At 59.0% G+C, this 25,997-nt stretch carries 31 protein-coding genes, 3 tRNA genes and 1 pseudogene; 15 read left to right on the plus strand and 20 right to left on the minus strand.

Going from position 1 to position 25,997, the window contains the following annotated elements:
* Positions 1-153: 153 nt before the first annotated feature.
* Both ASF84_RS15195 and ASF84_RS15200 read right to left on the minus strand, forming a co-directional pair.
* The gene (locus ASF84_RS15195) at positions 154-513 is read right to left on the minus strand and encodes a hypothetical protein (RefSeq protein WP_156684248.1); all 360 of its coding nucleotides are present in this window, start codon (positions 511-513) and stop codon (positions 154-156) included.
* Positions 514-803: 290 nt separating this feature from the next.
* Positions 804-1,064 (minus strand): hypothetical protein, encoded by a 261-nt coding sequence (locus tag ASF84_RS15200; RefSeq protein WP_056839662.1) that lies wholly within the window; start codon positions 1,062-1,064, stop codon positions 804-806.
* A gap of 367 nt (positions 1,065-1,431) precedes the next feature.
* Here ASF84_RS15200 and ASF84_RS15205 point away from each other — a divergent pair, with 367 nt between their 5' ends.
* A complete protein-coding gene (locus ASF84_RS15205) occupies positions 1,432-1,665 on the plus strand; it encodes a PLD nuclease N-terminal domain-containing protein (protein ID WP_056839663.1) in 234 nt (77 codons plus the stop codon).
* A gap of 118 nt (positions 1,666-1,783) precedes the next feature.
* Complete coding sequence (locus ASF84_RS29490) at positions 1,784-1,927, plus strand: hypothetical protein (protein WP_177339468.1); 144 nt, start codon at positions 1,784-1,786, stop codon at positions 1,925-1,927.
* Positions 1,928-1,969: 42 nt separating this feature from the next.
* Here the strand turns inward: ASF84_RS29490 and ASF84_RS15210 are convergent, their stop codons facing one another.
* From ASF84_RS15210 to ASF84_RS15215, 3 genes are all read right to left on the minus strand, one after another.
* Positions 1,970-2,173 (minus strand): hypothetical protein, encoded by a 204-nt coding sequence (locus ASF84_RS15210; RefSeq protein ID WP_082481619.1) that lies wholly within the window; start codon positions 2,171-2,173, stop codon positions 1,970-1,972.
* Between the two features lie 369 nt (positions 2,174-2,542).
* Entirely contained in the window at positions 2,543-2,677 is a 135-nt protein-coding gene (locus tag ASF84_RS29930) for a hypothetical protein (protein ID WP_269084918.1), read from the minus strand.
* Between the two features lie 147 nt (positions 2,678-2,824).
* Complete coding sequence (locus ASF84_RS15215; RefSeq protein ID WP_056839664.1) at positions 2,825-3,139, minus strand: DMT family transporter; 315 nt, start codon at positions 3,137-3,139, stop codon at positions 2,825-2,827.
* 227 nt (positions 3,140-3,366) lie between these two features.
* Between ASF84_RS15215 and ASF84_RS15220 the strand changes: the two genes are divergently transcribed.
* Both ASF84_RS15220 and ASF84_RS15225 read left to right on the plus strand, forming a co-directional pair.
* The gene (locus ASF84_RS15220) at positions 3,367-3,810 is read left to right on the plus strand and encodes a hemerythrin domain-containing protein (protein WP_056839665.1); all 444 of its coding nucleotides are present in this window, start codon (positions 3,367-3,369) and stop codon (positions 3,808-3,810) included.
* 50 nt (positions 3,811-3,860) lie between these two features.
* The gene (locus tag ASF84_RS15225) at positions 3,861-4,208 is read left to right on the plus strand and encodes a hypothetical protein (RefSeq protein WP_056839666.1); all 348 of its coding nucleotides are present in this window, start codon (positions 3,861-3,863) and stop codon (positions 4,206-4,208) included.
* On the opposite strand, the gene ASF84_RS15230 is transcribed toward ASF84_RS15225, so the two are convergent.
* Complete coding sequence (locus ASF84_RS15230) at positions 4,205-4,480, minus strand: peptidylprolyl isomerase (RefSeq protein ID WP_056839667.1); 276 nt, start codon at positions 4,478-4,480, stop codon at positions 4,205-4,207. The genes ASF84_RS15225 and ASF84_RS15230 overlap by 4 nt on opposite strands.
* 109 nt (positions 4,481-4,589) lie before the next feature.
* On the opposite strand from ASF84_RS15230, the gene ASF84_RS15235 reads away from it, so the two are divergent.
* Positions 4,590-5,771 carry a PilT/PilU family type 4a pilus ATPase gene (locus ASF84_RS15235; RefSeq protein WP_056839668.1) on the plus strand — a complete coding sequence of 394 codons (1,182 nt, stop codon included), beginning with the start codon at positions 4,590-4,592 and terminating at the stop codon, positions 5,769-5,771.
* 18 nt (positions 5,772-5,789) lie between these two features.
* Here the strand turns inward: ASF84_RS15235 and ASF84_RS15240 are convergent, their stop codons facing one another.
* From ASF84_RS15240 to ASF84_RS15270, 8 genes are all read right to left on the minus strand, one after another.
* Positions 5,790-7,373, minus strand: a complete 1,584-nt coding sequence (locus ASF84_RS15240) for an ABC transporter ATP-binding protein (protein ID WP_056839669.1) — start codon at positions 7,371-7,373, stop codon at positions 5,790-5,792.
* A 14-nt stretch (positions 7,374-7,387) separates the two neighbouring features.
* Positions 7,388-8,410, minus strand: a complete 1,023-nt coding sequence (locus ASF84_RS15245; protein WP_056839670.1) for an ABC transporter permease — start codon at positions 8,408-8,410, stop codon at positions 7,388-7,390.
* On the minus strand, positions 8,410-9,474 hold the full coding sequence (locus ASF84_RS15250; protein ID WP_056839671.1) for a microcin C ABC transporter permease YejB: 1,065 nt from the start codon (positions 9,472-9,474) through the stop codon (positions 8,410-8,412). Before ASF84_RS15250 ends, ASF84_RS15245 begins: the two co-directional genes overlap by 1 nt.
* Positions 9,475-11,343, minus strand: coding sequence for an extracellular solute-binding protein (locus tag ASF84_RS15255; RefSeq protein WP_056839672.1), 1,869 nt, complete (start codon positions 11,341-11,343; stop codon positions 9,475-9,477).
* A 140-nt stretch (positions 11,344-11,483) separates the two neighbouring features.
* Entirely contained in the window at positions 11,484-11,765 is a 282-nt protein-coding gene (locus tag ASF84_RS15260) for a peptidylprolyl isomerase (RefSeq protein ID WP_056839673.1), read from the minus strand.
* Positions 11,766-11,841: 76 nt separating this feature from the next.
* On the minus strand, positions 11,842-12,924 hold the full coding sequence (locus tag ASF84_RS15265) for a 3-deoxy-7-phosphoheptulonate synthase (protein WP_056839674.1): 1,083 nt from the start codon (positions 12,922-12,924) through the stop codon (positions 11,842-11,844).
* A 324-nt stretch (positions 12,925-13,248) separates the two neighbouring features.
* A complete protein-coding gene (locus tag ASF84_RS29145) occupies positions 13,249-13,389 on the minus strand; it encodes a hypothetical protein (RefSeq protein WP_153811676.1) in 141 nt (46 codons plus the stop codon).
* 237 nt (positions 13,390-13,626) lie between these two features.
* Entirely contained in the window at positions 13,627-13,857 is a 231-nt protein-coding gene (locus ASF84_RS15270; protein ID WP_056839675.1) for a DNA-binding protein, read from the minus strand.
* A gap of 82 nt (positions 13,858-13,939) precedes the next feature.
* Here ASF84_RS15270 and ASF84_RS28545 point away from each other — a divergent pair, with 82 nt between their 5' ends.
* From ASF84_RS28545 to ASF84_RS15305, 7 genes are all read left to right on the plus strand, one after another.
* Positions 13,940-14,341 (plus strand): helix-turn-helix domain-containing protein, encoded by a 402-nt coding sequence (locus tag ASF84_RS28545; RefSeq protein ID WP_082481669.1) that lies wholly within the window; start codon positions 13,940-13,942, stop codon positions 14,339-14,341.
* Between the two features lie 271 nt (positions 14,342-14,612).
* Positions 14,613-15,257, plus strand: a complete 645-nt coding sequence (gene gacA, locus ASF84_RS15280) for a response regulator transcription factor GacA (RefSeq protein ID WP_082481621.1) — start codon at positions 14,613-14,615, stop codon at positions 15,255-15,257.
* Between the two features lie 14 nt (positions 15,258-15,271).
* Positions 15,272-17,095 carry an excinuclease ABC subunit UvrC gene (gene uvrC / locus ASF84_RS15285; RefSeq protein ID WP_056839678.1) on the plus strand — a complete coding sequence of 608 codons (1,824 nt, stop codon included), beginning with the start codon at positions 15,272-15,274 and terminating at the stop codon, positions 17,093-17,095.
* 32 nt (positions 17,096-17,127) lie between these two features.
* The gene (gene pgsA, locus ASF84_RS15290; protein ID WP_056839679.1) at positions 17,128-17,688 is read left to right on the plus strand and encodes a CDP-diacylglycerol--glycerol-3-phosphate 3-phosphatidyltransferase; all 561 of its coding nucleotides are present in this window, start codon (positions 17,128-17,130) and stop codon (positions 17,686-17,688) included.
* A 65-nt stretch (positions 17,689-17,753) separates the two neighbouring features.
* Positions 17,754-17,829 (plus strand) — tRNA-Gly (locus ASF84_RS15295).
* 46 nt (positions 17,830-17,875) lie between these two features.
* A tRNA-Cys gene (locus ASF84_RS15300) sits at positions 17,876-17,949 on the plus strand.
* 262 nt (positions 17,950-18,211) lie between these two features.
* A tRNA-Leu gene (locus ASF84_RS15305) sits at positions 18,212-18,297 on the plus strand.
* A gap of 81 nt (positions 18,298-18,378) precedes the next feature.
* Here ASF84_RS15305 and ASF84_RS15310 read toward each other — a convergent pair.
* Positions 18,379-18,597 (minus strand): annotated as a pseudogene (locus ASF84_RS15310) (tyrosine-type recombinase/integrase); the annotation flags it as partial.
* A 112-nt stretch (positions 18,598-18,709) separates the two neighbouring features.
* Between ASF84_RS15310 and ASF84_RS28550 the strand changes: the two are divergent.
* The 3 genes from ASF84_RS28550 to ASF84_RS15320 all read left to right on the plus strand — a co-directional run bounded on the left by ASF84_RS28550 (position 18,710) and on the right by ASF84_RS15320 (position 19,914).
* The gene (locus ASF84_RS28550) at positions 18,710-18,967 is read left to right on the plus strand and encodes a hypothetical protein (RefSeq protein WP_082481625.1); all 258 of its coding nucleotides are present in this window, start codon (positions 18,710-18,712) and stop codon (positions 18,965-18,967) included.
* Between the two features lie 32 nt (positions 18,968-18,999).
* Positions 19,000-19,296: a hypothetical protein gene (locus tag ASF84_RS15315; RefSeq protein ID WP_056839681.1), complete on the plus strand. Its 297-nt coding sequence runs from the start codon at positions 19,000-19,002 to the stop codon at positions 19,294-19,296.
* Positions 19,297-19,485: 189 nt separating this feature from the next.
* Complete coding sequence (locus ASF84_RS15320) at positions 19,486-19,914, plus strand: LexA family protein (protein WP_056839682.1); 429 nt, start codon at positions 19,486-19,488, stop codon at positions 19,912-19,914.
* 164 nt (positions 19,915-20,078) lie between these two features.
* Here the strand turns inward: ASF84_RS15320 and ASF84_RS15325 are convergent, their stop codons facing one another.
* From ASF84_RS15325 to modA, 5 genes are all read right to left on the minus strand, one after another.
* Complete coding sequence (locus tag ASF84_RS15325; RefSeq protein WP_056839683.1) at positions 20,079-20,681, minus strand: hypothetical protein; 603 nt, start codon at positions 20,679-20,681, stop codon at positions 20,079-20,081.
* 239 nt (positions 20,682-20,920) lie between these two features.
* Entirely contained in the window at positions 20,921-23,128 is a 2,208-nt protein-coding gene (locus ASF84_RS15330; RefSeq protein WP_056839684.1) for a TonB-dependent receptor, read from the minus strand.
* A gap of 296 nt (positions 23,129-23,424) precedes the next feature.
* The gene (modC, locus tag ASF84_RS15335) at positions 23,425-24,513 is read right to left on the minus strand and encodes a molybdenum ABC transporter ATP-binding protein (protein ID WP_056839685.1); all 1,089 of its coding nucleotides are present in this window, start codon (positions 24,511-24,513) and stop codon (positions 23,425-23,427) included.
* A gap of 3 nt (positions 24,514-24,516) precedes the next feature.
* Positions 24,517-25,197, minus strand: a complete 681-nt coding sequence (gene modB, locus ASF84_RS15340) for a molybdate ABC transporter permease subunit (RefSeq protein ID WP_056839686.1) — start codon at positions 25,195-25,197, stop codon at positions 24,517-24,519.
* Positions 25,198-25,965, minus strand: a complete 768-nt coding sequence (gene modA / locus ASF84_RS15345; RefSeq protein ID WP_056839687.1) for a molybdate ABC transporter substrate-binding protein — start codon at positions 25,963-25,965, stop codon at positions 25,198-25,200.
* Positions 25,966-25,997: the final 32 nt, after the last annotated feature.

Genomic DNA, 25,997 nt, shown 5'->3' on the forward strand with positions numbered 1-25,997 from the left:
TGTTACCCACGGGTGCTTGAGGTCTGCTTCCGTGCGTCGAGGGCCATGGACGACAGGAAAATGCAGGCATGGATGTGAGGCTGATTCCTCCTGGCACCGGCGTAGTCCTGTTTTGCAAAAAGTGCATGCATCTCTGAAAGAATTGCGTCCTTGTCAGCGGTCACGTACGCCCGGTTTACCTTCTGGAGGGTGCGCCAGTGATTGCTGCTCGGCCATGGCTCGCTGAGCGGCCCGTTTTTCCGCGTTGATGTCTTGTATTTTGCTGATGGTGTAAAAAAAGAGACCGGTGCAGACGAACGCAATGGCCACACGGTGGCGTGCCTTGATCGTGATGTGTGTTCTCTTTTCGATCAGGCGATTGATGGGCGGGGCGAAAACCAGGGCGGCGACAAGCATGAACGGCCCAAGTAGCAAACTGCTGAACATCGAGGCCAGGCCAATGAGCAAGAACAGGGTGAACAGCAACCACATGACGGCCGTACGGAACAGGGCATTGATTCTGGACCCGGACACGGTTATCGCTCCCTGATAAATGTCGAGGATCGTAGGGTTGTGGCCCGGCGCCGGTCAATGGCAGGTTGATCCTCTCATGGACATTTGTTGCAAAAATGTTTATTGGTGTGCGTTATTCCAGCTCGTGACAGCAAGGGCCTTGATGTCCGATCTTTGACATAGAGAGACGCAAAAACGCCGACAGCTGAGGTCGGCGTTTTCGTTACGGCATCAGAGGCGAATAATCACCTGAGGCCTGGTTCAAAAAGGTACGGGCAACAGGTTGAACCTGCGGTACAGGTGCGATCCCGTCAAGGCAAGGATTCCAGCTCCAGCCCACTGCCATCAAAGGCTCTGCCCAGCCTGGCAACCAGCGTCTGGAATTCTTCTGGCCAGGCGACGTTATCCATTTCATACAGCTCACGCATCTGAGCGGACAAGGCTTCACCGCGTTTCGGGTCGAGTTGGGCCATGTGCGCGGCCATGAGGACCAGAAGGTCGTTGACGGCATCCAGCTTTCGCTCTGCAACCTCAAGCCGTTGTGCCAGTTCGGTTTCTGATGGCGTTGTCATGCGTACTCCTTGCGGCCGTGATGGATGGGTCAAACTTTGACATACCTGCCTGCCAGGTCAATGACAATGAGCCGCGCAATGGATTGCAGTATCGCCGTGGAGGGTATGAAACGTGGCGTATCATGCCGGTCCATTGCCGAAGGGATGTACATCGAGCGCTGCCTATCAAGACAGTAAGGCGCGTGCGCACGTTCGATCGGAGTGGATGCTTTGAGACCGTGCAGTGAGACAGCTGCGTCACTTTAACGCACGCCTCCGTTCATGCCGACGGCTGATAATCGGTGGGAACAAACCTTTCATGCTCAATGACTCAACCTTTGACGCCTGCACGGACTAACCCGTAATCATTAATGATGGAGTACTTCTCATGGAAGCAATTATCAGCCTGTTATGGCTACCCTTTACGCTGCTAGTCCTGATCGCCGACGTCGTAGTAATCATCGGCATCTGTCGCAGCCAGAAGAGCACCGGGACAAAAGCGGCCTGGATCCTCGGGGTTCTACTGTTCCCCGTGCTCGGTCTGATTGTCTGGGGGCTGGCCGGGCCACGCGGCATTCGCCCGGGCGAGGGGCCGACTTCGGACGAGCACAGCAAGGGATGATGCCGGTTCGCTTGAAGGCAGTGATAGACATGCTCGACGCACCTTCCATGATGATTGCTTTGAACCGTAGCCGTGCACGGCTGCCAAATGCCTGCACTCATCAGAAGGGACGACGACCATGACCGAAGAAAAGAAAAGTGAACAAGAGCAGAAGCAGAAGCAGAAGCAGAACAGGGAAGACATCCCGGCGCATTCGACCCCGGAAGAAAAAGAGCGCCTGAAAGACTTCAACAAGGATGGCATTCCACCAGGCGCCTGTTAAGCGTATCGGGGCGGCCCTGCATTAAAACGTGCAGGGGCCGTCTCACTCGATCGTTGAGGCGACAGTGCGCAATCGTTGTACCGAGGCATTGAGCGAGGCAATGTGGCCTGTGACATCCACACCATCGACATGGCCGCCGCGCTGGTTGAGAAACGTGAAATGGCCATTCATGGTCGCCGCCAGGCTTTCCAGGTGCTCGGCCGCTTCTTCAAGGTCGCGCTTGATGGTGCAAAGGGTTTCCAGCATGGCGTGTCGCCTTGGATGAGGGAGTCTGCAGATCCCTAATAGTCCGTATCGAGGTCCTTTATAGAGGCCTGTATACGCCAGCCTGATAAAAGTTGTAAGACAATAAACTAATAAATTCCCGGGTTATGCCCGACGTGTTTGTGGCGTCATTTAATTGTGTTGCCTGCCGTGAAGCGCCTCTTCTGGCGGCGACAGCATTCAGGGCAACCTGCTTCACACGCCTCCTCAAACAAGTAAGGCGTGAGTCTGTTGGCCTGTATTTAAATAGTCCGGCCTGCGACGGTTTGATCGCCAGTGATGACCCTGTGATCGTGATGCCGATAAACAAGCCGGTGCCTGGCCATCCCGCCAGGCACCGGCAAAGGCACCTTACTCCACGCTGCAGGTCCAGCGGTGAGCGTGTCGGTAGGGCGCGCGGATGAAGGTAATGTCCGCGATCCGTTTCAGCCCGCGTTTTTGCAGCGCTTCAGTCAGTTGCACAAGAGTCTCTGCTTCGATAGTCATTGCTGTTACCTCGCCAGATCGTTCGCTGTACCTGTTACTGGAGTGGCGGGCTGAGGCAGTAATTCATTTTTTATTTCAGGGCAGGTTCCGGGCGGTCGAGTCGGCCTCCAGAGGCCTGGTGATCACGCCGCTTGCACATCATCGGCGTCAGGAAGCCATCTTCATCAGCACCAGCCCACTGACAATCAGCGCGGCTGCCAGCACACGCATCAGTGTCAGCGGCTCGCCCAGTACGCTGACGCCCACCACGAAGGCGCCTACGGCTCCGATGCCGGTCCAGATAGTGTAAGCGGTGCCCAGCGGCAGGCTTTTCATGGCGATCGACAGCAGGGCGAAGCTGGCGATCATGGCGACCAGTGTGATCACCGTCGGGGTGGGGCGGCTGAAGCCTTCGGACTGTTTCATGGCCAGGGCCCAGACCACTTCCAGTAGCCCTGCACACATCAGATAGATCCAGGCCATGATCGGCGCTCCCTGATCAATCAAGAACCGGGTCGTCCCGGCGTATTATCCCGTCGTGGGTGAGGCCGTCCTCAAGGTCCGCCAGTCTATCGTCGTGATGGCCGGCTGGAAACCGTGAACAGGCAGGCCGTTTGCCTGCACACGATCTTTTGGAACTGCCCGTCTCGCTTGTGGGTCTAGGTTTCAGGGCCTGCATCGGGCCAAGTCTGTTTACCGGGAGATTGACCGTGAATATTTTCGAAGCCCTTCGTGAAAGCCATGATCGCCAGCGCGGCTATGCCGATGCCCTGATTCAGACCCACGGTGCCAGCGAGGCGCGCGCCGAAGCCTACCGCTTGCTCAAGGATGAACTACAAGCCCACGAAACCGCCGAGGAGCGGCACTTCTACATTCCGCTGATGGAGCACGACAATGGCATTGACCTGAGTCGCCATGCCATTGCCGAGCATCACGAAATGGATGAGTTGATGGAAGAACTCGATGCCACGGACATGTCCAGCCCCAGCTGGCTGGTAACGGCCAAGAAGCTGAGCCACAAGGTGCATCACCACCTGAAGGAAGAAGAACAGAAGTTCTTCCAGAGCGCAGGCAAGCTGCTTGATGAAAAGCAGAAAGATGCCTTGGCCAGTCAATACCTGAAAGAGTTCAAGGAGCAACTGGCTGAAGGCTGAAAGCCCGCTACGGTGATAGACTCGGCCCTTTTCAGGGAAAAGGGCCGGTCATGAAATGTGCAATTGTGTTCGCGTGTGCAGCACTGATGGCAGGGTGCGCTGCGCCGTCGAGCTCGGCCCGCTCGGGCGGGCCCCTCAAGACGCTGGTCAGCCAGAAGACCAGCGCTGAAGTGGCGCAGTGCATCCAGGTATCCTGGCAGGACACCCGAATGTTCGGTGACACGGCTGATGTCTTTCTGGACCGGCTCGACAATGACGGCTTTACGGTGTTTACCACCCAGTCGCGCTACTTTGCCGATGTCCTGCGCCAGGGTGGCGGCAGCGAAGTGCGCTTCTATGCGCCAGACGGCGGTGAGCAGGTCAGGTTGAGAAGTGCTTCGGTCGCCACTTGCCTCTAATCGCGATAGAACACCTGGACCAGGTGATAGCCGAACTTGCTCTTGACCGGCCCGTGTACGGTGCGTAACGGCTTCTTGAAGATCACCTGATCGATGGCGTGCACCATCTGGCCAGGGCGGACTTCGCCCAGGTCGCCGCCACGTTTGCCGGACGGGCAGGTCGAGTGTTTTCTGGCCAGTTCATCGAAGGCTTCGCCCTTGGCGATGCGTTGCTTGAGACGCTCGGCTTCTTCGGCGGTCTTGACCAGGATATGGCGGGCTTGGGCTTTCATGTCGCGATGTTACCTGTCGCAAAAGGCTGCCATTATGCCTGTCATCTACGCTCAATGATGCATCGGCCGCCCTGGCTGTCTCTACCTTTTCAAGTGTGCGGTGTCGAATATGGATTTTCCGGCGTTACTCAAGACCCTGGCCACCCAGGATGGCTCGGACCTGTACCTTTCCACTGGCGCACCGCCCTGTGCCAAGTTCAATGGCGTACTCAAGCCGCTGGGCACCGAGACACTCAAGCCCGGTGACGTGGCCAGGGTGGCCGAGTCGATCATGGATGAAGAACAGCGCCGTGTGTTCGAGCATGAGCTGGAGATGAACCTGGCCGTGTCACTGGCCGGGATCGGGCGCTTCCGGATCAATATCTTCAAGCAGCGCAACGAAGTCTCGATCGTGGCGCGCAACATCAAACTGGACATCCCGCGCTTCGAAGACCTGCACCTGCCACCCGTGCTGCTGGATGTGGTCATGGAAAAGCATGGCCTGGTGCTGTTCGTGGGGGCCACCGGCTCCGGCAAGTCCACATCGCTGGCAGCGTTGATCGATTACCGTAACCGCAATGCCAGTGGCCATATCATCACTATCGAAGACCCGGTGGAGTTCATCCACCGGCACAAGAAATCGATCATCAACCAACGTGAAGTCGGGGTCGACACCCGCAGTTTTCATGCGGCGTTGAAGAACACCCTGCGTCAGGCGCCGGATGTGATCCTCATCGGTGAGATTCGCGACCGCGAAACCATGGAGCACGCGCTGGCCTTTGCCGACACCGGGCACTTGGCGATTTCAACCCTGCATGCCAATAACGCCAACCAGGCGCTGGATCGCATCATCAATTTCTTCCCTGAAGAACGCCGTGCCCAGTTGCTGCACGACCTGGGCAACAACCTCAAGGCGTTTGTCTCGCAGCGCCTGGTCCGCACCCCCGATGGCAAGCGCCGCGCGGCGGTCGAGGTGATGATGGGCTCGCCGACCATTCGTGACCTGATCCAGCGCAACGAGCTGACCGGCATCAAGGACATCATGGAAAAATCCGCCAACCTGGGGATGCAGACGTTCGACAGCGCGTTGTTCAATCTGGTCATCGAGGGCGCCATCAGTGAGGAGGAGGCCATCAAGCATGCCGACTCGAAAAACAATGTGCGCCTGCGCCTGAAGCTGCACGGCGAAGGCAAGGTGGTGGCCGGCCCCAGCGAGGCGCCTGCCGCGCCGGTCGGCGTCAATAGCCCGAACATGGCCCAATGGGGACTGGTTGAAGACGACAGCGACAAAGAGCCGACCACTCAGTCCTGAACAGGGCGCGTGTCGCTTTCAGACCTGCCCGGGGTGCGCCGCCGCCAGCAGTTCGCGGGTGTAAGGGTGTTGCGGCGCGTCGAACACCGCCTCGCTGCTGCCGCGTTCGACCACCTTGCCGTCCTTGACCACGATCACGTCGTGGGCCAGGGCGCGCACGACAGCGAGGTCGTGGCTGATGAACAGGTAGGTCAGGTCGTGCTTTTCCTGCAGTGTGCGCAACAGGCTGACCACCTGCTTCTGGACAGTACGATCCAGTGCCGAGGTCGGTTCGTCGAGCAGGATGAACGCGGGCTTGAGCACCAGCGCCCGGGCAATGGCGATGCGCTGGCGCTGGCCACCGGAAAACTCGTGCGGGTAACGGTGCCGGCTCTGTGGGTCCAGGCCTACTTCTTCCAGGGCCTGGATCACCTGCTCGTCACATTGGCGAGCGTCCAGCTGGCTGTGCACTTCCAGGCCCTCGGCGATGATCTGCGCCACCGACATGCGCGGGCTGAGACTGCCATAAGGATCCTGAAACACCACCTGCATTTCCTTGCGCCACGGGCGCATCTGTCGCGCGCTCAGGCCGTCCAGCGGCTGGTCGCGAAAGCGGATCGTGCCGGTGGAGTCCAGCAGGCGCAGGATGGCCTGGCCAAGGGTCGACTTGCCCGAACCTGATTCACCGACGATGCCCAGCGTCTTGCCGCGCTCGATGCTCAGGCTGATGTCGTCTACCGCCTTGAGGTATTCGCTGTGACGACGCAGCAGGCCGCCGGTTAGGGAGAACCAGACCCGCAGGTTGTCGACCTGCAGGAGTTTTTCCCGGGGGGCGCGAGGTACGGGCAGCCCGGCCGGCTCGGCATCGAGCAGCAGGCGACTGTAGGGGTGCTGCGGGTTCCTGAACAGACTCTGGCAATCGCTGTGCTCGACAATCTGGCCGGCGCGCATCACACACACCCGTTGCGCCACGCTGTGGACCAGGTTCAGGTCGTGGCTGATCAGCAGCAATGACATGTTCAGGCGTTGCTGCAGGTCCTTGAGCAGGCGCAGGATCTTGCGCTGCACGGTGACATCCAGCGCTGTGGTGGGCTCGTCGGCGATCAGCAGTTCCGGCTCGCAGGCCAGTGCCATGGCGATCATCACCCGCTGGCGCTGACCGCCAGACAGCTCATGCGGATACGCCTTGAGGCGCTTGTGCGGCTGCTGAATGCCCACCAGGTCGAGCAGCTCCAGAATCCGCTGCTCGGCCTGGCGTCCACTGATGCCGCGGTGCAGCAGCAGGGTTTCGCCGATCTGCCGGGACACGGTGTGCAGGGGGTTGAGCGAGGTCATCGGCTCCTGAAAGATCATCGCGATGCGGTTGCCACGCAGCTGGCGCAGGGTCTTGGCGTCGGCGCCCAGCAATGGCTGGCCGCGCCAGGTGATGCTACCGGTGCAGGTCATGCCGGTCTGCGGCAGCAATTGCAGGATCGAGTGCGCCGTGACCGACTTGCCCGAGCCGGACTCGCCCACCAGTGCCAGGCACTCGCCGGCGCGCACATCCAGGCTCAGGTCATTGACCACCTGCTGGCCCTGGAAGGCGATGTTCAGGTTGCGAATTTCGATCAGGTTGTCTGGCATATCAGGTTCTCGGGTCAGGCGCGTGGATCAAAGGCATCGCGCAACGCTTCGCCGATAAACACCAGCAAGGTGAGAATCAGCGCCAGGGCGCAGAAGGCCGTCAGGCCCAGCCAGGGCGCTTGCAGGTTGGTCTTGCCTTGCGCAATCAGCTCGCCCAGCGACGCACTGCCGGCCGGCATGCCGAAGCCGAGAAAGTCCAGGGCGGTGAGGGTGGTGATGGCGCCCGTCAGCACGAAGGGCAGGTAGCTCAAGGTGGCGCTCATGGCGTTGGGCAGGATATGCCGCAGGATCATCTTGCTGTCGCTCAGCCCCAGGGCACGAGCGGCCTTGACGTACTCAAGCTTGCGTCCGCGCAGGAACTCGGCGCGCACCACATCCACCAGGGCCAGCCACGAAAACAGCGCCATGATGCCCAGCAGCCACCAGAAGTCGGGCTCGACAAAGCCCGACAGAATGATCAGCAGGTACAGCACCGGCAGCCCTGACCAGACTTCCTGCAAACGCTGGCCGAACAGGTCGACCCAGCCACCGTAGTAGCCTTGCAGCGCCCCCGCAGCGATGCCGATCAACGCGCTGATCAGGGTCAGGGCCAGGGCAAACAGGATCGACACCCGCGCCCCGAAGATCACCCGCGACAGCACATCGCGGGCCTGGTCATCGGTGCCCAGCCAGTTTTCGGCCGAGGGCGGACTGGGCGCGGGGGTCGTGAGGTCGTAGTTGGGCGTGTCAGCGCCGAACGGGATCGGCGGGAACAGCATCCAGCCGTCGCCCTGGTCGATCAGCCCGCGTACATAGTCGCTGCGATAGTCGGGCTGGAACGGCAGTTCGCCGCCGAACTGTTGTTCGGTGTAGCGCTTGAATACCGGGAAATACAACGAGTGCTTGTAGCTCAGCACCAAGGGCTTGTCGTTGGCGATCAGCTCGCCGCCCAGCGTCAGCATGAACAGCGCACAGAACAGCCACAGCGACCACCAGCCACGACGGTGATTGCGAAAACGCTCCAGGCGCCGCCGGGCCACGGGTGACAGGCGCTCCATCAGGCACTCCTCGCGCTGAAGTCGATGCGCGGATCGACCAGGGTGTAGCAGACATCGCCGGCCAGTTTGATCAGCAGGCCGAACAGGGTAAAGATGAACAGGGTGCCGAACACCACCGGATAGTCGCGTGATACGGCCGCTTCGTAGCTCAAGCGTCCCAGACCGTCGAGGGAAAAAATCACTTCAATCAATAAGGAGCCTGCAAAGAACACCGTGATCAACGCCTGGGGAATGCCGGCAACCACCAGCAGCATGGCGTTGCGAAACACATGGCCGTACAGCACGCGCCGCTCGCTCATGCCTTTGGCCCTGGCGGTGGTGACGTACTGGCGGGTGACTTCATTCAGGAACGCATTCTTGGTCAGCAGCGTCAGGGCGGCAAAGCCGCCGATCACCAGCGAAGTGACCGGCAGCACCAGATGCCAGAAATAGTCGGCGATCTTGCCGAGCAACGACAGCTGCGCAAAGTCTTCCGACACCAGGCCGCGCACCGGAAACCAGTGCAGGGATGTGCCACCGCAGAGCACCACCACCAGCAGCATGGCCACCAGAAAAGGCGGCATCGCGTAGCCGATGATGATGACCGTGCTGCTCCAGACATCAAAGCTGCTGCCGTGCCTGACCGCCTTGCGAATGCCCAGCGGGATCGACACCAGGTAGGTCAGCAGGGTGGCCCATAAACCCAGTGACAGTGACACCGGCAACTTCTGCAGGATCAGGTCGGTCACCGAGGCGCCGCGAAAGAAACTGTTGCCAAAGTCCAGCCGTGCATAGTGGCTGAGCATCAGCCACAGTCGTTCATGCAACGGCTTGTCAAAGCCGTACTGGCGCTCGATTTCCTTGATCAGCTTGGGGTCCAGGCCGCGTGATATGCGCGACTGGCCGGCGCTGGCGCTTTCGGCCGGCGCACTGCCGACACTGGCCCCACCGATGCCCTGCAAGCGGGCAATGGCCTGCTCGACCGGTCCGCCGGGCGCTGCCTGGACGATGAAGAAATTGACCAGCAGGATACATAGCAGGGTCGGGATGATCAGCAACAGGCGCCTGATGATATAGCCGAGCATCTACTGCATCTCCCAGGGAAGGGCCGAAGCGCCACGACGTGCAATAAATGCCTCGCGGGTCAGGGCCGTGGGGCTGATCTCCCACCAGGTCTCGATGGCTTCGCTGTTGCGTGCAGCAATGGCGGGCATACCGAAGCGGTTCCACCATACGGTTGACGCGCCTGGCGGATAGTAATTGGGGATCCAGTAGTAACCCCACTGCAGGACCCGGTCCAGGCAGCGTGCGTGGTCGACCATGTCGGCCTGGCTGCCGGCCTTGACCAGGCCTTCGATCAGCGCATCGACGGCCGGGTCCTGTAGCACCATGACATTGTTCGAGCCAGGATCACGGGCCACTTTTGAGCCGAAATTGTTGTACAGCTCCAGGCCTGGCGATGTCGTCACCGTGTAGCCGGTGACGATCATGTCGTAGTCGCGGGCCATGACCCGGTTCAGGTACTGCGCCGGATCGATACGGCGGATGTCAAAGCGAATGCCGATCTGCGCCAGATTGCGCTTGAACGGCAGCAACAGGCGTTCAAAGCCCGATTGGGCGTTGAGAAAAGTGAAGCTCAAGGGCTCGCCCTGGGCATTGACCAGTTGATCGCCCTCAGGCGTCCAGCCGGCCTCTTTGAGCAAGGCCAGGGCTTGCAGCTGTTTGTCGCGGATAAAGCCGGTGCCTTGGGTGGTTGGTGTCTGGAAGACCTGGGTAAAGACCTCGTCCGGGACCTTGCCACGCAGCGGCTCAAGGATCTCCAGCTCGTGTGGCGAAGGCAGAGCGGTGGCCGCCAGGGCCGAGTTGGAAAAGTAACTGCTCTGGCGAATGTACATATTGCGCATCATCTGCCGGTTGGTCCATTCGAAGTCCCAGAGCAATGCTAGCGCCTGGCGCACCCGACGATCCTTGAATACCGGCCGGTCGAGGTTGAAGATAAAACCCTGGGAGTTCTGTACGGCACCTTTGGCCAGGTGCGCTTTCTGCAACAGGCCATCGGTCAGGGCCTGGCCGTCATAGCGGATGGTGTAGCCGGTGGCCGAATACTCGCGGTTGTAATCATAGCCACCGCCCAGCAGTACTTGGCGGGCCACGTCGGTGTCGCCGAAATACTCGATGCGAAAGCTGTCGAAGTTGTACAGACCGCGGCTGACTGGCTTGTCGCGCCCCCACCAGTCGGGGTCGCGTTCGAAGGTGATGCTGCGCCCGGCATCGACCTTGGCAATCCTGTAGGGGCCGCTGCCAAGCGGAACTTCAAAGCCTGCACCGCCGGCAAAATCACGGCTTTTCCACCAGTGCTCGGGCAACACCGGCAGCGAGGCCAGTTCCAGGGGCAGGGTACGATTGTCGGCATTGCTGAAATCGAAGCGAACCTGGCTGGCGGATTCCACCTCGACGTTTTTCACGGCCTCGAACTGGGTACGGTATTCCAGTTTGCCTTGGCTCATCAGCAGGTCGAAGGTGTACTTGACGTCACTGGCGGTAATCGGCGTGCCATCGGCGAAGCGGGCCTGGGGGTCCAGATAAAAGCGCAACGATAAACCATCGCTGCTGCGTTCCATGCGCCGGGCAACCAGGCCATACACCGTATAAGGTTCATCCAGCGAACGCACCGCCAGCGGGGAGTACAGCAATTTATCGATCTGCGCGACGCCCATGCCCTTGTCGACGTAGGGGATCAGATGATCGAACTGGCCGATCTCCTGGGCGGACCTGCGCATGCTCCCGCCTTTGGGCGCATCCGGATTGACGTAGTCGAAGTGCTTGAAGTCGGCAGCATAGCGGGGCGCCTCACCGTAGACGGTCAAGGCATGCTCGGGAGCAGCAGATAACGGTTGCAGGGCGGCGAGCAAGGCCAGTGCCGCAGCCAGAAACGATGAACGAACGAAACCCATGAGCCGACCAGGTGCGGTGAACGATCATGCCCTTCTACAGGGAAAGCCACGGGTCGCCAAGCGTAAACAGCGCATATTCCTATAGGCTAAAACGAAACAGCCCACCGTAAGGTGGGCTGTGTGCAATCTGCGCGACAGGATCAGTCCTGGCGGCTGGTCACTTCCAGCAGGTGGTAACCGAACTGGGTCTTGACCGGACCTTGAACGGTATTGACCGGGGCGCTGAACACCACGGTGTCGAATTCCTTGACCATCTGGCCTGGACCGAAAGAACCCAGGTCGCCGCCCTGACGGCTGGACGGACAGGTCGAATTGGCCTTGGCGATTTCGGCAAAATCGGCGCCGCCTTCGATCTGGGCCTTGAGTTCGTTGCACTTGTCTTCGCTGGCAACCAGGATGTGACGGGCAGTGGCTTTAGCCATTGGAACGGTACTCCTCTTGGAAAAAATACAGGCTACCCGATTGTGGCCTGCATTTCTTCCTAAAGTTCCTGCGGCTTCAGCGGTAGCGCAGGCGGTTCACCGCTTCGAGCAATAGCTGTTCGGTCGAGTCCCAGCCCAGGCAGCCATCGGTCACCGAGACCCCGTATCTGAGGTTCGTCCCCAGTGGCTGGTTGCCGTCGAACAGATGGCTTTCAAGCATCATGCCGATCAATGAGCGATTGCCTTGCACGCGTTGCTCCAGCACGTCACGCAACACACCGGGCTGACGCAAAGGGTCCTTGCCGCTGTTGGCGTGGCTGCAATCGACCATGATCCGTGGGGTAATGCCCTGCTTGTCGAGGGCGCTGCGCACCCTGGCAATGTGCTCGGCAGCGTAGTTGGGGCCTTGATGGCCGCCACGCAATACGATGTGGCTGTCCGGGTTGCCGTGCGTCTCGATGATTGCCGGATGACCCTGGCGATCGACGCCAAAATGACGGTGCGGGTGGGCGGCCGAGCGAATCGCATCGCAGGCCACGGCGACCCCGCCGTCCGTACCATTCTTGAAACCGACCGGCATGCCCAGGCCGCTGGCCATTTCCCGGTGGACCTGTGATTCGGTGGTGCGTGCACCGATGGCCACCCAACTGAGCATGTCGTCGAAATAACCCGCCGCCATCGGCTGCAGCAGCTCAGTGGCCACCGGCAAGCCCATCTCCAGCATGTCACGCATCAATCGACGTGACAGGGCAAGGCCTGCGGCCATGTCATCGCTGCCATTGAGATGCGGGTCGTAGGCCAGGCCTTTCCAGCCGATGGTCGTGCGCGGCTTTTCCACATAGGCACGCATGACCAACAACAATTGATCGCTGACCTGAGCGGCCAGGCGGGCAAGGCGTTCTGCGTATTCAAGCGCTGATTCGGGGTCATGCAGCGAGCAGGGGCCGACAATGACCAACAGGCGCGAGTCACTGCCATCGAGAATGGCGCGCACGGCGCGTCGATGGGCGGCGACTTGTGCGAGCAGAGGCTCATTCAGTGGCAGGCGGTGCTTGAGCTCCAGTGTACTGGGCAAGCGCAAGGAGAAGGGGGTGCTGTCCAGACGGGGGCTGCTGATGGACGATGTTTCAGGATTCTTGATGGCTGCGGACGAATTCATAAACTGGCTTCCTGGGCGGCGGGTTATCCCGCAGGCGCGCCTATAAGGGTGTTCGACAAGGGGTCGTATGGGGTTGATCAAGGGTATTGCCACCAGGCAGTGACCGGACGGAGGCGGCAGGTTGTCCCGAACGGAGGTGACTAAATCGCCAGGTAAAGCCAGAGTCGTTGCGGTAATAAGAGAAGTGAGTCATGTGGGGTGTCCTCGAAAAAAAGTGGCCAGGGTTATCGATCGCCGGAAAAACAAAACCCCCGGTAGGGAGGCCGACCGGGGGTTGAGAGTTCTCTGGTTGGCGTCCCGTAAGTAGGGCGCCGATGTGGGGTATCAGGCGCGCCAGTGGCTAAACCAATACCCATAATAAAGATTGACTGCTGCGCAGACAGGTGCCGCGACCACGCCACCGGCAACAACCAGAACCGGGTTGTCGGCAAAGTGTTGAGCTAAGGTGATAACAGGGCGCAGCATCAAATAAGTCTCCGTAGATGCAAGCGAGCTTACTTTAGGCGCCGGCACACAGCAATTGAAGAATTCAATTGCTGTGAGTTTATCGATAGTCTTTGTCTTTGGTGGCGAGAAAGTAGCGTCTACGTGTAAATCGCAGTTAATGACCGACACGGTTTGTCAGAGCATTCGGTTTATACAAGAGGAAATGGCATTGAAAATAGAGGATCCTTTCATATGCCTACATTAGAGAAGGATCTGTCATTCGTCGTCCGGCTCTGGTGTGTTTTCCTGTGCAGGGATGGTGCCTTCCTTTATCCCCAGCAAAACCGCGACCTTGTGCGCTTCTCCGCGTCGACCCTTCTTGCGGCCTGCCAACACCTGATAAGTTGTAGCGGGATCAACACTGTTTTCCCGCGCGAATTGCTGAACAGATTTTCCCTGTTGGTCAAGCCAGGCCTTGGCTTGTGCAGGGGTACGGATTGCGGGCATAGTTCAAAACCGTTCAAGTAAGTTTAATTTTGTCAAGATTTTACCACTCGTAAGAGTGTGGTCAATAGGGTTGTGCATTCAAATGAGTGGAATAGGATACCGGCTAAGGAAAGAGCGCGAACGCCTCGGATTGTCCCAGCGAGCTTTTGGTGAAATCGGTGGTGTCGAAGCCAATGCTCAAGGGAAATACGAAAGCGGTGATCGCGCACCCAAGGCTGATTACCTGGCAGCGGTGGCCGCCAAGGGGGTTGATGTTCTCTATGTGCTCACGGGAAGGCCGACACCCATACCCCTCGACAATCTTAGCCTTGCCGAGGAAAAGGTATTGGGCAGCTACAGAACCCTGCACAAGGAAGATCAGGATGCAATCCGGCGCCTGACCACGACCATGGCTGAATTGAGCACTTCTCAAGTCATTGCCAGGCCTGTGCCTGACCAACCGTTACTCGACAAACCACGACCGGATGCTCCGGAAGAGAGCTAACGGCTAATCTGCCCATTGGGCGCATTTTGCATGTCATTGCATATTTTTCTCTGGTATCAGGCCACATGAGTGATAGCTTGTTGTCAACGCTATCCACCTGTCGAGGGTGAGTCGGGCACGTGGCAGGCCATGCGATCCTGTCATGCCGTGCCGCAGGTGGCTGTCTTGCCGCGCCGTCCTGCCCCCGTCTTTGGATGCCAGAATCCAGGTCCGACTCATTGTTCTTGCCAGTGTGGCCGGCACTGCTATGACTGTTTCGCGAGGTATATCCTTGATTAAGGTGCTAGTTGTCGATGACCATGATCTCGTGCGTACAGGCATAACCCGCATGCTCGCCGACATCGATGGCCTGCAGGTTGTCGGCCAGGCGGACTCGGGTGAGGAGTCGCTCAAGAAAGCGCGTGATCTGAAGCCGGATGTGGTGCTCATGGACGTCAAGATGCCTGGCATCGGCGGCCTTGAAGCAACGCGCAAATTGCTGCGCAGCCATCCGGAAATGAAAGTGGTGGCAGTTACTGCCTGTGAAGAAGATCCATTCCCGACCCGCTTGCTGCAGGCGGGCGCTGCCGGCTACATGACCAAGGGGGCAGGGCTTACGGAAATGGTCCAGGCCATTCGCCAGGTGTTTGCCGGCCAGCGTTACCTGAGCCCGCAGATTGCACAGCAGCTGGCGCTAAAGTCATTCCAGCCTGAACAGAGCAACTCGCCGTTCGATCTGTTGTCCGAACGAGAGATCCAGATTGCCCTGATGATTGTCGGCTGCCAGAAAGTCCAGACCATTTCAGACAAGCTGTGCCTGTCGCCGAAAACGGTCAATACCTACCGCTATCGCATTTTCGAAAAGCTTTCGATCAGCAGTGATGTGGAACTGGCGTTGCTTGCAGTGCGTCACGGCATGGTCGATGCCAGCGCTTGAACCCGAATCCGAATATGACCCAATTGTTTGATCACAGTGCTTTCCTTTCGACCTGCAGCGGCCGTCCCGGTGTGTACCGGATGTTCGACGCCCAGGCGCAATTGCTTTACGTTGGCAAGGCCAAGAACCTCAAGAATCGCCTGTCCAGCTATTTCCGCAAAACCGGCCAGGCGCCAAAGACCGGGGCCCTGGTCGCGCGTATTGCGCAGATCGAAACCACGATTACAGCCAATGAAACCGAAGCCCTGCTGCTGGAGCAGACGCTCATCAAGGAGCACCGTCCGCCCTACAATATCTTGTTGCGCGATGATAAATCCTACCCCTATGTCTATTTGTCAGACGGTGCTTTTGCACGGCTGAGCATTCATCGAGGCGCGAAAAAGGGCAAGGGGCGTTATTTCGGCCCGTACCCGAGTGCCGGTGCGATCCGCGAGAGCCTGGGTCTGCTGCAAAAGACCTTTCAGGTGCGTCAATGTGAAGACAGCTATTACCGAAACCGCACCCGGCCTTGCCTGCAGTATCAGATCAAGCGCTGCAAGGCGCCTTGCGTCGGGCTGGTGGAGCCTGAAGTCTATGCTGAGGATGTGCGTCATTCGGTCATGTTCCTGGAAGGGCGCAGCAATGCCTTGACCGATGAACTCAACACCGCGATGGAGCAGGCCGCCATGGCACTGGACTTCGAGCGAGCGGCAGAGTTGCGCGATCAGGTGTCCTTGCTGCGGCGTGTCCAGGATCAACAGAGCATGGAGGGCGGCACGGGCGACGTGGACGTGGTGGCCGCCTTCGTCAACCCGGGCGGTGCATGCGTACACCTGATCAGTGTCAGGGGCGGGCGGGTGCTGGGCAGCAAGAATTTCTTTCCACAGGTGGGTATAGAGGAGGAGGTCGGTGAAGTCATGTCGGCGTTCCTGGCCCAGTATTTCCTCGGTGGCGTAGACCGTGAGCTGCCTGCTGAAATCATCGTCAACGTGGTCCATGAGGACTTTCCGACCCTGATCGATGCAATCCAGGAAGCTCGGGGGCGTGAGCTGTCCATCAGTCATCGGGTACGCGGTACGCGTGCGCGTTGGCAGCAATTGGCAGTGACCAACGCCGAGCAGGCACTGTCGGCGCGCCTGGCCAACCGCCTGCATGTGGCCTCGCGCTTCGAAGCCCTGGCCCAGGCGTTGAACCTGGATTTACCGCCGCAGCGCCTCGAGTGCTACGACATCAGCCATTCCAGTGGCGAGGCAACTGTCGCCTCCTGCGTGGTGTTCGGCCCTGAGGGTCCGATCAAGTCCGACTACCGTCGCTACAACATTGAGGGCGTAACGGCCGGTGACGATTATGCGGCGATGCATCAAGCCCTGACCCGACGGTTCAGCAAGATCAAGAGCGGTGAAAGCAAGTTGCCCGATATCCTGCTGGTCGATGGTGGCAAGGGGCAGTTGAGCATGGCGCGTGAAGTGCTGGACGAGCTGGAAGTCCCGGATCTGATTCTGCTGGGTGTTGCCAAGGGGGTGACCCGCAAGGCCGGTTTTGAAACCTTGTACCTGAACGATGCGGCGCATGAGTTCACCCTGCCGGGTGACTCGCCAGCCCTGCACCTGATCCAGCAGATTCGCGACGAAGCCCACCGTTTTGCAATCACCGGTCACCGCGCCCGCCGGGGCAAGACCCGTCGTACTTCGACCCTCGAAGGAGTGGCTGGTGTAGGGCCGACCCGGCGTCGTGATCTGCTCAAACACTTCGGTGGCCTGCAGGAATTGTCGCGCGCCAGCATCGAAGAAATCGCCAAAGCACCGGGGATCAGTAAAAAGCTCGCAGAGTCGATTTATGCCAACCTGCATAGCGAGTAGAATGCCCGCTCACCTTGTAGCCAGTTGTGCCGATGAATATCCCTAATCTGATTACCGTACTGCGCGTTCTACTGATTCCGATCTTCATTCTGCTGTTCTATATGCCTTACCACTGGAGCTACATGGCGGCCAGCGTGGTGTTCGCGTTTGCTGCGGCCACCGACTGGCTTGACGGTTACCTGGCCCGTCGCCTTGAGCAAAGTACGCCTTTCGGTGCTTTCCTTGATCCGGTTGCCGACAAATTGATGGTGGCCGTGGCGCTGGTGCTGTTGGTGCAGGTTCACGCCAACCTGTGGCTGACCCTGCCGGCTGCCGTCATCATCGGTCGCGAGATCGTGATTTCAGCCTTGCGCGAATGGATGGCCGAGATCGGCGCTCGGGCGCAAGTGGCTGTTTCCAGCCTGGGCAAATGGAAAACGGCTGCACAGATGCTGGCCCTGGTCATCCTGCTGGGCAACCCACCCGCACTCACATTCTGGGTGGTGCTGGGCTATGCATTGCTGCTGATTGCAGCCGGCTTGACACTGTGGTCGATGATGCAATACCTGAAGGCGGCGTGGCCGCATCTGAAAACCACGGTAGAAAAAAAATAACTTTTTTAGAATCAAGGTGTTGACGAAAAGTTTTGAGTGTATAGAATGGCGCACATCAAGACGATGCGGGAATAGCTCAGTTGGTAGAGCACGACCTTGCCAAGGTCGGGGTCGCGAGTTCGAGTCTCGTTTCCCGCTCCAGTTTACGATGCGTTGAATGTTGGCTTTGCTGGCATTGAGCGTTTGAGGCCGAGTAGCAAAATGGTTATGCCGTGGATTGCAAATCCACTTACGCCGGTTCGATTCCGACCTCGGCCTCCACTATAAACAAAAAACCCTGCAGACTAGCGTGTGCGGGGTTTTTTGTTTGTGTGGAATTTGTTGAGTCAGTAAGTTTGATCTTCCCGAATACAGCCTCCTCAAAGGCGCGAGAGAGTGGTGTCCTGTTGCAGGGTCCTTTCATAGCTCCTTGATTTGGAAAGGGTTTGTTTATCCTGGATGTGCAACATTCTGTGCCAACTGAATGCGCTCGGCGCTTGATTAGTGTGGCTTGGGTGTATATATTCCCTGCTCTTGGATGTATGCCCTGATGGCGAAATTGGTAGACGCAAGGGACTTAAAATCCCTCGTCCTATGGACGTGCCGGTTCGACCCCGGCTCGGGGCACCATGTCTAGGTCAAGGGTTACAGGGCTTAGCCCTCTGATTTAACCTCTCGCGGCTGGTCCGCAAAAAAAGAGTTGGTCCGCAATTACCTTGTTGGGGTCACTTTTTTGCCCTTGCGATCGCGCACATACTTCTCCGTCATGACGACGGTGGTATGCCCAAGTTGATCCCTCGCTTGAACAATGTCGCCGCTGGATTCGGCCTTGTCCGTACCTGCCTTGGCGCGCAAATCCCTGAATTGAAACGCTGACTTTTCGATGCCGGCTGCCTCGCGTGCGTTGACGAACCTGCTGCGCAGCACCGCTGCTGTACGGGTGTCGACGGTCACCACTCGTCGAGCCCTCGGCACTTTCGTTCAGTGTCGCTTCTCTCACGGTTATGCGCAGATGTCCTGCGTTGTACACAGGAGATTCGTCATGACCATCGAAGACAACGGACCTGAAGCTGCGTATCCAGGACCCGCTGAACAATCCCCTGATACGGGGGGTAGCCACGGTTCAGGTATCGAGCAGGCCGCTTCGGAGCCTAAACAAGGAACCGGGCAAGGGCAGGGCGCTCAACAAAGACCGGAAGACTGGAACCCACCTCCTGGCAATCCTGGCTCTGACCAGGACGCCCAGACAAATCGGGAAAACGGCAGTGCGAGGACTGACAGCCTGATTGATGAGGAATAAACTGCTGGCTGCCAAGCAAAAGGCCCGGATCGATGTCCGGGCCTTTTGCTTGGCAGCACAACATTGTTTTCTGGCTGTGGCCAAAAATCGATGATGCAAACCGCCTGGAATCCGATATGGCTTTTATAAAAGAAATGTGGAACATGCTCTGCATGCTCTTCTGGACAATGGTCGGGTTACTGATGCACCTGGCCTTGATAATGGTAGGGGCGTGGGTGTCGTACGAAGTGCCAGACATTAATCGTGAAACCCGTACCTGCCTGTTCCTTGGCTGGATGGCCGCACAGTTCCTCAGCGCTCATTTGATCCATAAAAGACTGATGAGATAGACGAAGTCCAAGGCCGAGCGGCTGCACATACAGGTCCAGGTTTTGACAAAACGCATAGCGACCGCCCCTGAGAAGCCTCCTGTCGAAATTTCCCACATAAAACATTGACCGCCATCGAGACTCAGCGTTAACTGTATATGTATACAGTTATCGTTTGTTTTCCTACCTCACGTCTCGAAGGCTCGTACCATGAGTGTCGTATTTCTGGGTCAATTGGCCGAAGGTGGCATCCCGCTCCCGTTGTACTCGTCCAGGTCGCCAACAACGTTTCCTGCGCCCGTCGCAGGCCCTGTCGAGAAAAAAATCTCTCTCGACGAACTGTTCGAGGTCCGGGCGCCGCATGTATACATCGCCAGGATTCAGGGCGACAGTATGCAAGGAGCAGGCATCTTCGATGGCGACCTGGCCATTGTCGATTGCAGTCGTTACGCAGAACACGATGACATCGTTGTCGCCTTGCTCAACGCCGAGCCGTTATGCAAGCGTCTGCATTTGCAGGATGAGGCGGTGATCCTGAAGTCTGAAAACAGCCATTATCCGCCGCGGCATATTGTGGAGCAGGATGAGCTGACGATCCTCGGGGTTGTAAAGTACAGCGTACGAGATCATGACAAATGACCCGACATCGGGTTCGCCGAAAGAATGGCCTGTCCGCGAAATAACGACGCTTTCTTCACGGGCTTTTCACAAGCGGGGCCCTATGATTACCCCGAATCCAAGTGTGTCCTTTAAGCCCGCTCCCCCCCATCGCGGGCTTTTCTTTGCCTGAAATTTGAGTGTCCCTATAACACCCGTCGAAAGCGGATGACCCATACCCACGGATTGTCGTGCCAGGCATGCCGTTTGTGCAGGCTCTGCCAATACGTCGCGAAAGCGATGACAGCCGTTGGGCTTAGCCCGGAATAGGGCGCGGGCATGTGGTTGGCAAAATAGACATGGGTGCTGTCATGAATGGGATAGAAACCCTCGGCACTGGCTTGCTCGTCCGTGATGTCTTGCAACTGTTCACTGCCGATATCGGTCACTTCCAGCTCGATGCGTGACGCCTGCCGGGGCATGTGGCGCCCGGGGCGATACCACCAGAGCGGCCCCGTACTCATGCGCGGTTGCCTGGCGTAGCCTTCGGGTGCAGAAAACTGGTAGGCCTGCCCCGATTCCAGGGTCATGTCGATGAAATGCCAGAGTGTCCGCTTTTTCAGCTCGCTGTATTTCGACGACCAATAGCCGTAGGCGTAGAAATCCTCCTTGAGCCAAAGGTGCCTGCCGGGAGGGCCGTAGGGACACGAGGCGGCAGGGTAAGCGGGAATGACCTGCCGGGTGACGGTCTTCTTGCCGGATAATATGGCATTGGCCATCGGCGTACTGAAAAAAATGGAGCGTGCCACAGCGTTCTGTTTCCATAATCCTTTTAATGGGTATATGGCATTACATCACAGCGCCGAGAACTCTTGAGTTCGCCCGCTTCAAATCAAGCGCTTGACCCGATGAAGTGTTGCAGGGTCAGATTTTTTGAGTGGGTTCGCAGAATAAAACCATTCAAATGGTCTGATGCTCGGCGGGCTGCTGGACCCGCTTGGTGCACGCAGTAAAAAGCCGCAGCCCCGCAAGGCTGCGGCAGGGCGTATCAGAACGCGTAGTTGGCCGACAGGATCGCTGAGCGGGCATCGCCGTATTCAAGCGCCGAAGAACGAGCGGTGGTGCCGTTCTGTTGGCGAACGCGTTCGACATAGTCCTTGTCGAACAGGTTGTTCACGTTCAGTTGCAGGTCGAAACTGCGATTGACCTGATAACCCAGCATGGCGTTATGCACCAGGTAGTCATCCAGTTTGGCGGTGGTGCTGGACGTCACATTGCGCTCGCTGACGTAGCGCGCACCGTAGCCTACGGTGAAACCGGCCGGCAGCTTGTAGGTGGTCCACAGGTTGAACGAGCGTGGTGGCGTGTTGCCAAGCGCCTGGCCTTCGCGGGCAATTCCTGCTGCGGTGTCAGCGGCCTTGAGCGTCTCGCTGTCCAGGAACGTGTAGTTGGCGTACACATCCCACTTGTCGGTGATGTGCCCGGTCACGCCGATCTCTGCACCTTGTACGCGTTGCTCGCCGGCCAGTTGGGTTGAGCCGTCGGCCATGGTTTCACGAGCATTGCTCTTTTCAACCCGGAAGACAGCGGCATCCAGTTCCAGGCGCTTGTCCAGCAGCTCCCATTTGGTGCCCAGTTCCCAGGTCTGGTTCTTTTCCGGATCAAGGTTCTCAGTGGTCAGGCTCAAGCCACCGCCGCTGGACGCCAGGCTTTCGGCCGACGGGTTGAACGAGTTGCCCCAGGCCACATAGATGCGCCCATTCTCAACCGGCTTGTAGACAAGACCGACGCGGCTGCTGGCTTTTTCATCAGAAGACTTGAAGCGGGTCGTGCGCACTTGATCAGGTGAAAAGCCTTCGGCCTCACCCTTGAAACGGTCGTAGCGCAGGCCCAGGTTCAGGTCCCATTGCTCGTGCAGGGCAATGGTGTCGAAGGCATAGACGGCCTGGTTGGTCAGCTCGGTCTCGGTGTAGCCACTGGTGGCCTTGTTGGTGGCGCCGCCCCAATAACCGGGCGGATTGCTTAGCGAATAACCGTTGGCCGGGAAACCGGTCAGGTTGTAGCTGTAGGTTTTCAGGTCCAGGGTTTCGCGGGAAATCTCCACGCCCGTGACCAGGTCGTGGCGCATGCCCAGCACATTGAAGTTGCTGAGCAGGTTGGTCTGGTTGATCCACATTTCCGTGGTGGCGTGGCGGCCATAGGCTTGCGGGCCGGCAGGCAGGTACTGGCCGGCTGGCAGGCCGCTGGTGTTGACGTGCGAGGCCGATACCGTGGTGTCGCGGGTGATGTGGCTGTAGCGCGTCAGGTTCTGCAACCGCAGGTTATCGTTGAAGTCGTGCTCGAAGTTGGCCGTGAGCGCGTTCTGTTCGATCTTTTCCTTGTCGAGATTCTTCCAGCCGAAATAGTCTTCGCGACTGACACCGGCCAGCTTTTTGCCGTCCAGGGCCGGCACACCGTAGTCGGGGGTGTTGTCGTCGGTCTGGTGGAAGGCACTCAAGGTCAGGCGCGTAGAGTCGCTCAGGCCCAGGCGCAGGGACGGGGCGATGCCCCAGCGCTCGCGCTCGATCTGGTCGCGGCCGGCCACATCGTTCTTGTGGCCCATCAGGTTCAGGCGAAAGGCGCTGTCGGTGCCGACGCCTTCCAGTGGCTGGTTGGCATCGACGGTCATGCGGTAATAGTCGTCGGTGCCCAGGCTGCCGCCCAGGCGGGTAAAGGCCCGATCCTGAGGCTGCTTGCTGATCACGTTGATGCTGCCGCCGGTGGTGCCGGCGCCGCCGAACACCGAGTTCGGCCCCTTGATGACTTCGACCTGATCAATATTGAAGGTGTCGGTCCGGCTGGTCTGGGCGCTGTCGCGCAGGCCGTCGATCTGGATATTGCTGTTGGCTGAAAAGCCACGAATATTGATGCTGTCGCCCGAACCACCGCCGCCTTCACCCGCATTGAAGGTAATGCCTGAAACATTGGACAGCACTTGCCGCAGGCTCAGGGCCTGTTGCTCCTGGATGACCTGCGCCGGAACCACGGTGATGGTCTGTGGAGTGTCCAGCAGGGGCGCCGCGATTTTGCTGGAGGCCGAGCGTTCGGTCTTGTAGTCGCCGGTGCCGGCAGCATCGACGTTGATGTTGTCGAGTTGCAGCGCGCTGCTGCGTGTCTGGTCGGCCAGCGCCTGGCCGGCGCAAGAGGCGACGGCCAGTCCGAGGGCTGACAGCATCAGCGTGTGGGTCGGGCGGGTAAGGGCGGGCATTTTAGTCATCTGTAACGCTACCTGTGAAAATCCAAGTGTTGATTATTTTTTGAGAATCATTTGCAGTTGAGTGTGCGGCGCCAATGATGCTGAGAATCATTGCTCTTTACAATGTAAGTATCGAAATTATTTCTGTGCAGTGTTGTCGTCGTTACAAAGGAGTGAGCGCGGCTGACCGTCGGCGCATGGCAATGAGTGCGAGCAAGGCCTTAGTTTTCATCAGGGGCACGGGCAAGGTCTGTCAGATCTTGCCTACGCTGAGTCGGGCTTTGCCGACGGAGGGAGAGGGAAACCTCAAGAAGGAATCAGGCCAGGACGGCAACGCTCTTGATCTGGGCCCAGAGCGGCTGGCCTGGGTGCAACTGCAATTGATCGCTTGAGTAACGCGTAATACGCGCCAGCAAGGGCGTGCCGCTGGCGTCGAGCAATACCTGCACATGTGCCGGGTGCTCGGCAGGTGCCTGGCCGACAACAGTGACCGGCAGGCGATTGAGGATGCTGCTGTGTTCGTCGACCTGCCGGGTCAGGCTGACATCCCGGGCCTGCACCTTGACACGCAGGCGACTGCCAGGCGCCAGTGGGCCATGGGCGATGCGCATCTGTTGGTCGCTGCCGGGCAGGTTCAGGGTCAGCAACTGATAGTGCGGATCGAAATCGGCGACCACCCCTTCAATTACTACCCCGGCATCAGCCTCCAGTGCCGTTGGCAGGTCGAGCCGGGCCAGCATGGCCTGCAACGGACCGCTGGCCACGGCGCGGCCTTCGCTGAGCAATACCAGATGATCGGCCAGCCGTGCCACTTCGTCCTGTGAGTGGCTGACATAGAGCATGGGAATGCGCAGCTCGGTGTGCAAGCGCTCCAGGTACGGCAGGATCTCGGCCTTGCGCCGGGCATCCAGCGCTGCCAATGGCTCATCGAGCAACAGCAGGCACGGGCTGGTGAGCAGGGCACGGGCAATGCCGATGCGTTGTCGTTCACCGCCGGACAGCTTGTCCGGGCGTCGCGCCAGCAGATGGCCGATGCCCATCAACTCGATGGCGTGTTCGACCTTGACCGTGCGTTGCGCCACTGGAATGCGGCGCAGGCCGAATTGCAGGTTGTCCAGCACATTCAGGTGGGCAAACAGGCTCGCCTCCTGAAAGACATAGCCCAGGGCACGTTTATGAGTGGGAACGAAAATATTGCGCCGGCTGTCCTGCCAGACCTCGCCGTTGACCTCGATGAAGGCTTCGGATGCCTTTTCCAGTCCGGCCACGCAGCGCAGGCAGGTGGTCTTGCCGGAGCCGGAGTGCCCGAACAGCGCGGTCACGCCCTGACCCGGAACGTCCAGGTTCACGTCCACGCTGAAGTCAGGGAACGCCAGTTTGATGCGGATGTGCAGGCGCTCGTTCATCATTCAGCTCCAGACAGTCTTGTTCTTGCCACTGGTATACAGCGCCAGCAGCACCACGAAAGCAAATACCAGCATCAGTCCGGCCAGCCAATGGGCTTGCTCGTACGCCATGGATTCGACGTGATCGAAAATCTGTACCGACACCACGCGGGTCTTGTCCGGGATATTGCCGCCGATCATTAATACCACCCCAAACTCGCCCACCGTGTGAGCAAATCCCAGAATCGCGCCGGTCAGGTAACCAGGTCGAGCCAGGGGCAGCACGACATGAAAGAACGTGTCCCAAGGCCCGGCCCGCAAGGTGGCGGCCACCTCCAGCGGACGGCTGCCCATGGCCGCAAAGGCATTGTGCAGCGGCTGTACGACGAAGGGCAGGGAGTACACCACCGAGCCAATGACCAGCCCGGCGAAGCTGAAGGTCAAAGTGCCGAGGCCCAGGCTCTGGGTCAGTTGGCCAATGTAGCCGTGCGGCCCCAGCAACAGCAGCAGGTAAAAGCCGATCACCGTGGGCGGCAGCACCAGGGGCAAGGCCACGATGGCGCCGACCGGACCCTTGAGCCGGGAGCGGGTATGGGTCAGCCACAGCGCAATGGGGGTGCCGACCACCAATAAAATCAATGTGGTCAGCGAAGCCAGCTTGAACGTTAGCCAGATGGCCGCCAGATCACCGCTGTCCAACGGCATTTACAGCGTGTACCCAAAGGACTTGATCACTGCAGCGGCCCTGGGGCCTTTCAGGTAGTCGATCAGGGCGGTGGCGGCCGCGTTGTCTTTGCCTTTGTTGAGGATTACCGCATCCTGTCTGATCGGGTCATGTAGCTCGGCAGGCACCTGCCAGGCCGAACCGCTGCTGATTTTGCCATCCTTGTAGATCTGCGACAGGGCCACGAAACCGATCTCGGCATTGCCGGTGGAAACGAATTGCCAGGCCTGGGTAATGCTCTGGCCTTCGACACGCCTGGATTGGGTAGCCGCGGTCAGCCCCAGCTTTTCAAGCACCTGAGTGGCGGCCAGCCCATAAGGCGCGGTCTTGGGATTGGCGATAGACAAATGCTGCCAGGTGTCGGCCTTGAGAATGTCGCCCTTGGCATCGACATAACCGTCCTTGGCTGACCATAACGCCAGCGTGCCGACGGCATAGGTGAAGCGCGAGCCCTTGACGGTGTCGCCCTCTTGTTCAAGCCGGGCGGGGGTGGTGTCGTCGGCGGCAAGAAACACTTCGAACGGCGCACCGTTCTTGATTTGCGTATAGAACTGGCCGGTGGAACCGAAAGCGGCGACCAGCGTGTGGCCGGTGTCCTGTTCGAAATCCTTGGCGATCGCCTGGATCGGGGCGGTGAAGTTGGCCGCGACCGCGACCTGTACTTCAGCAGCGTATACAGGCAAGACTGCCCACGCAGTGGCTGTGATGACAAGGGATCTGCAAATCAAGGACAAGGGCAATGCACGCATGAAGCGGCTCCGGCAAAGGGTAGGGGGCATTT

The sequence above is a fragment of the Pseudomonas sp. Leaf127 genome (genome assembly GCF_001423155.1).
Classification (GTDB): domain Bacteria; phylum Pseudomonadota; class Gammaproteobacteria; order Pseudomonadales; family Pseudomonadaceae; genus Aquipseudomonas; species Aquipseudomonas ovata.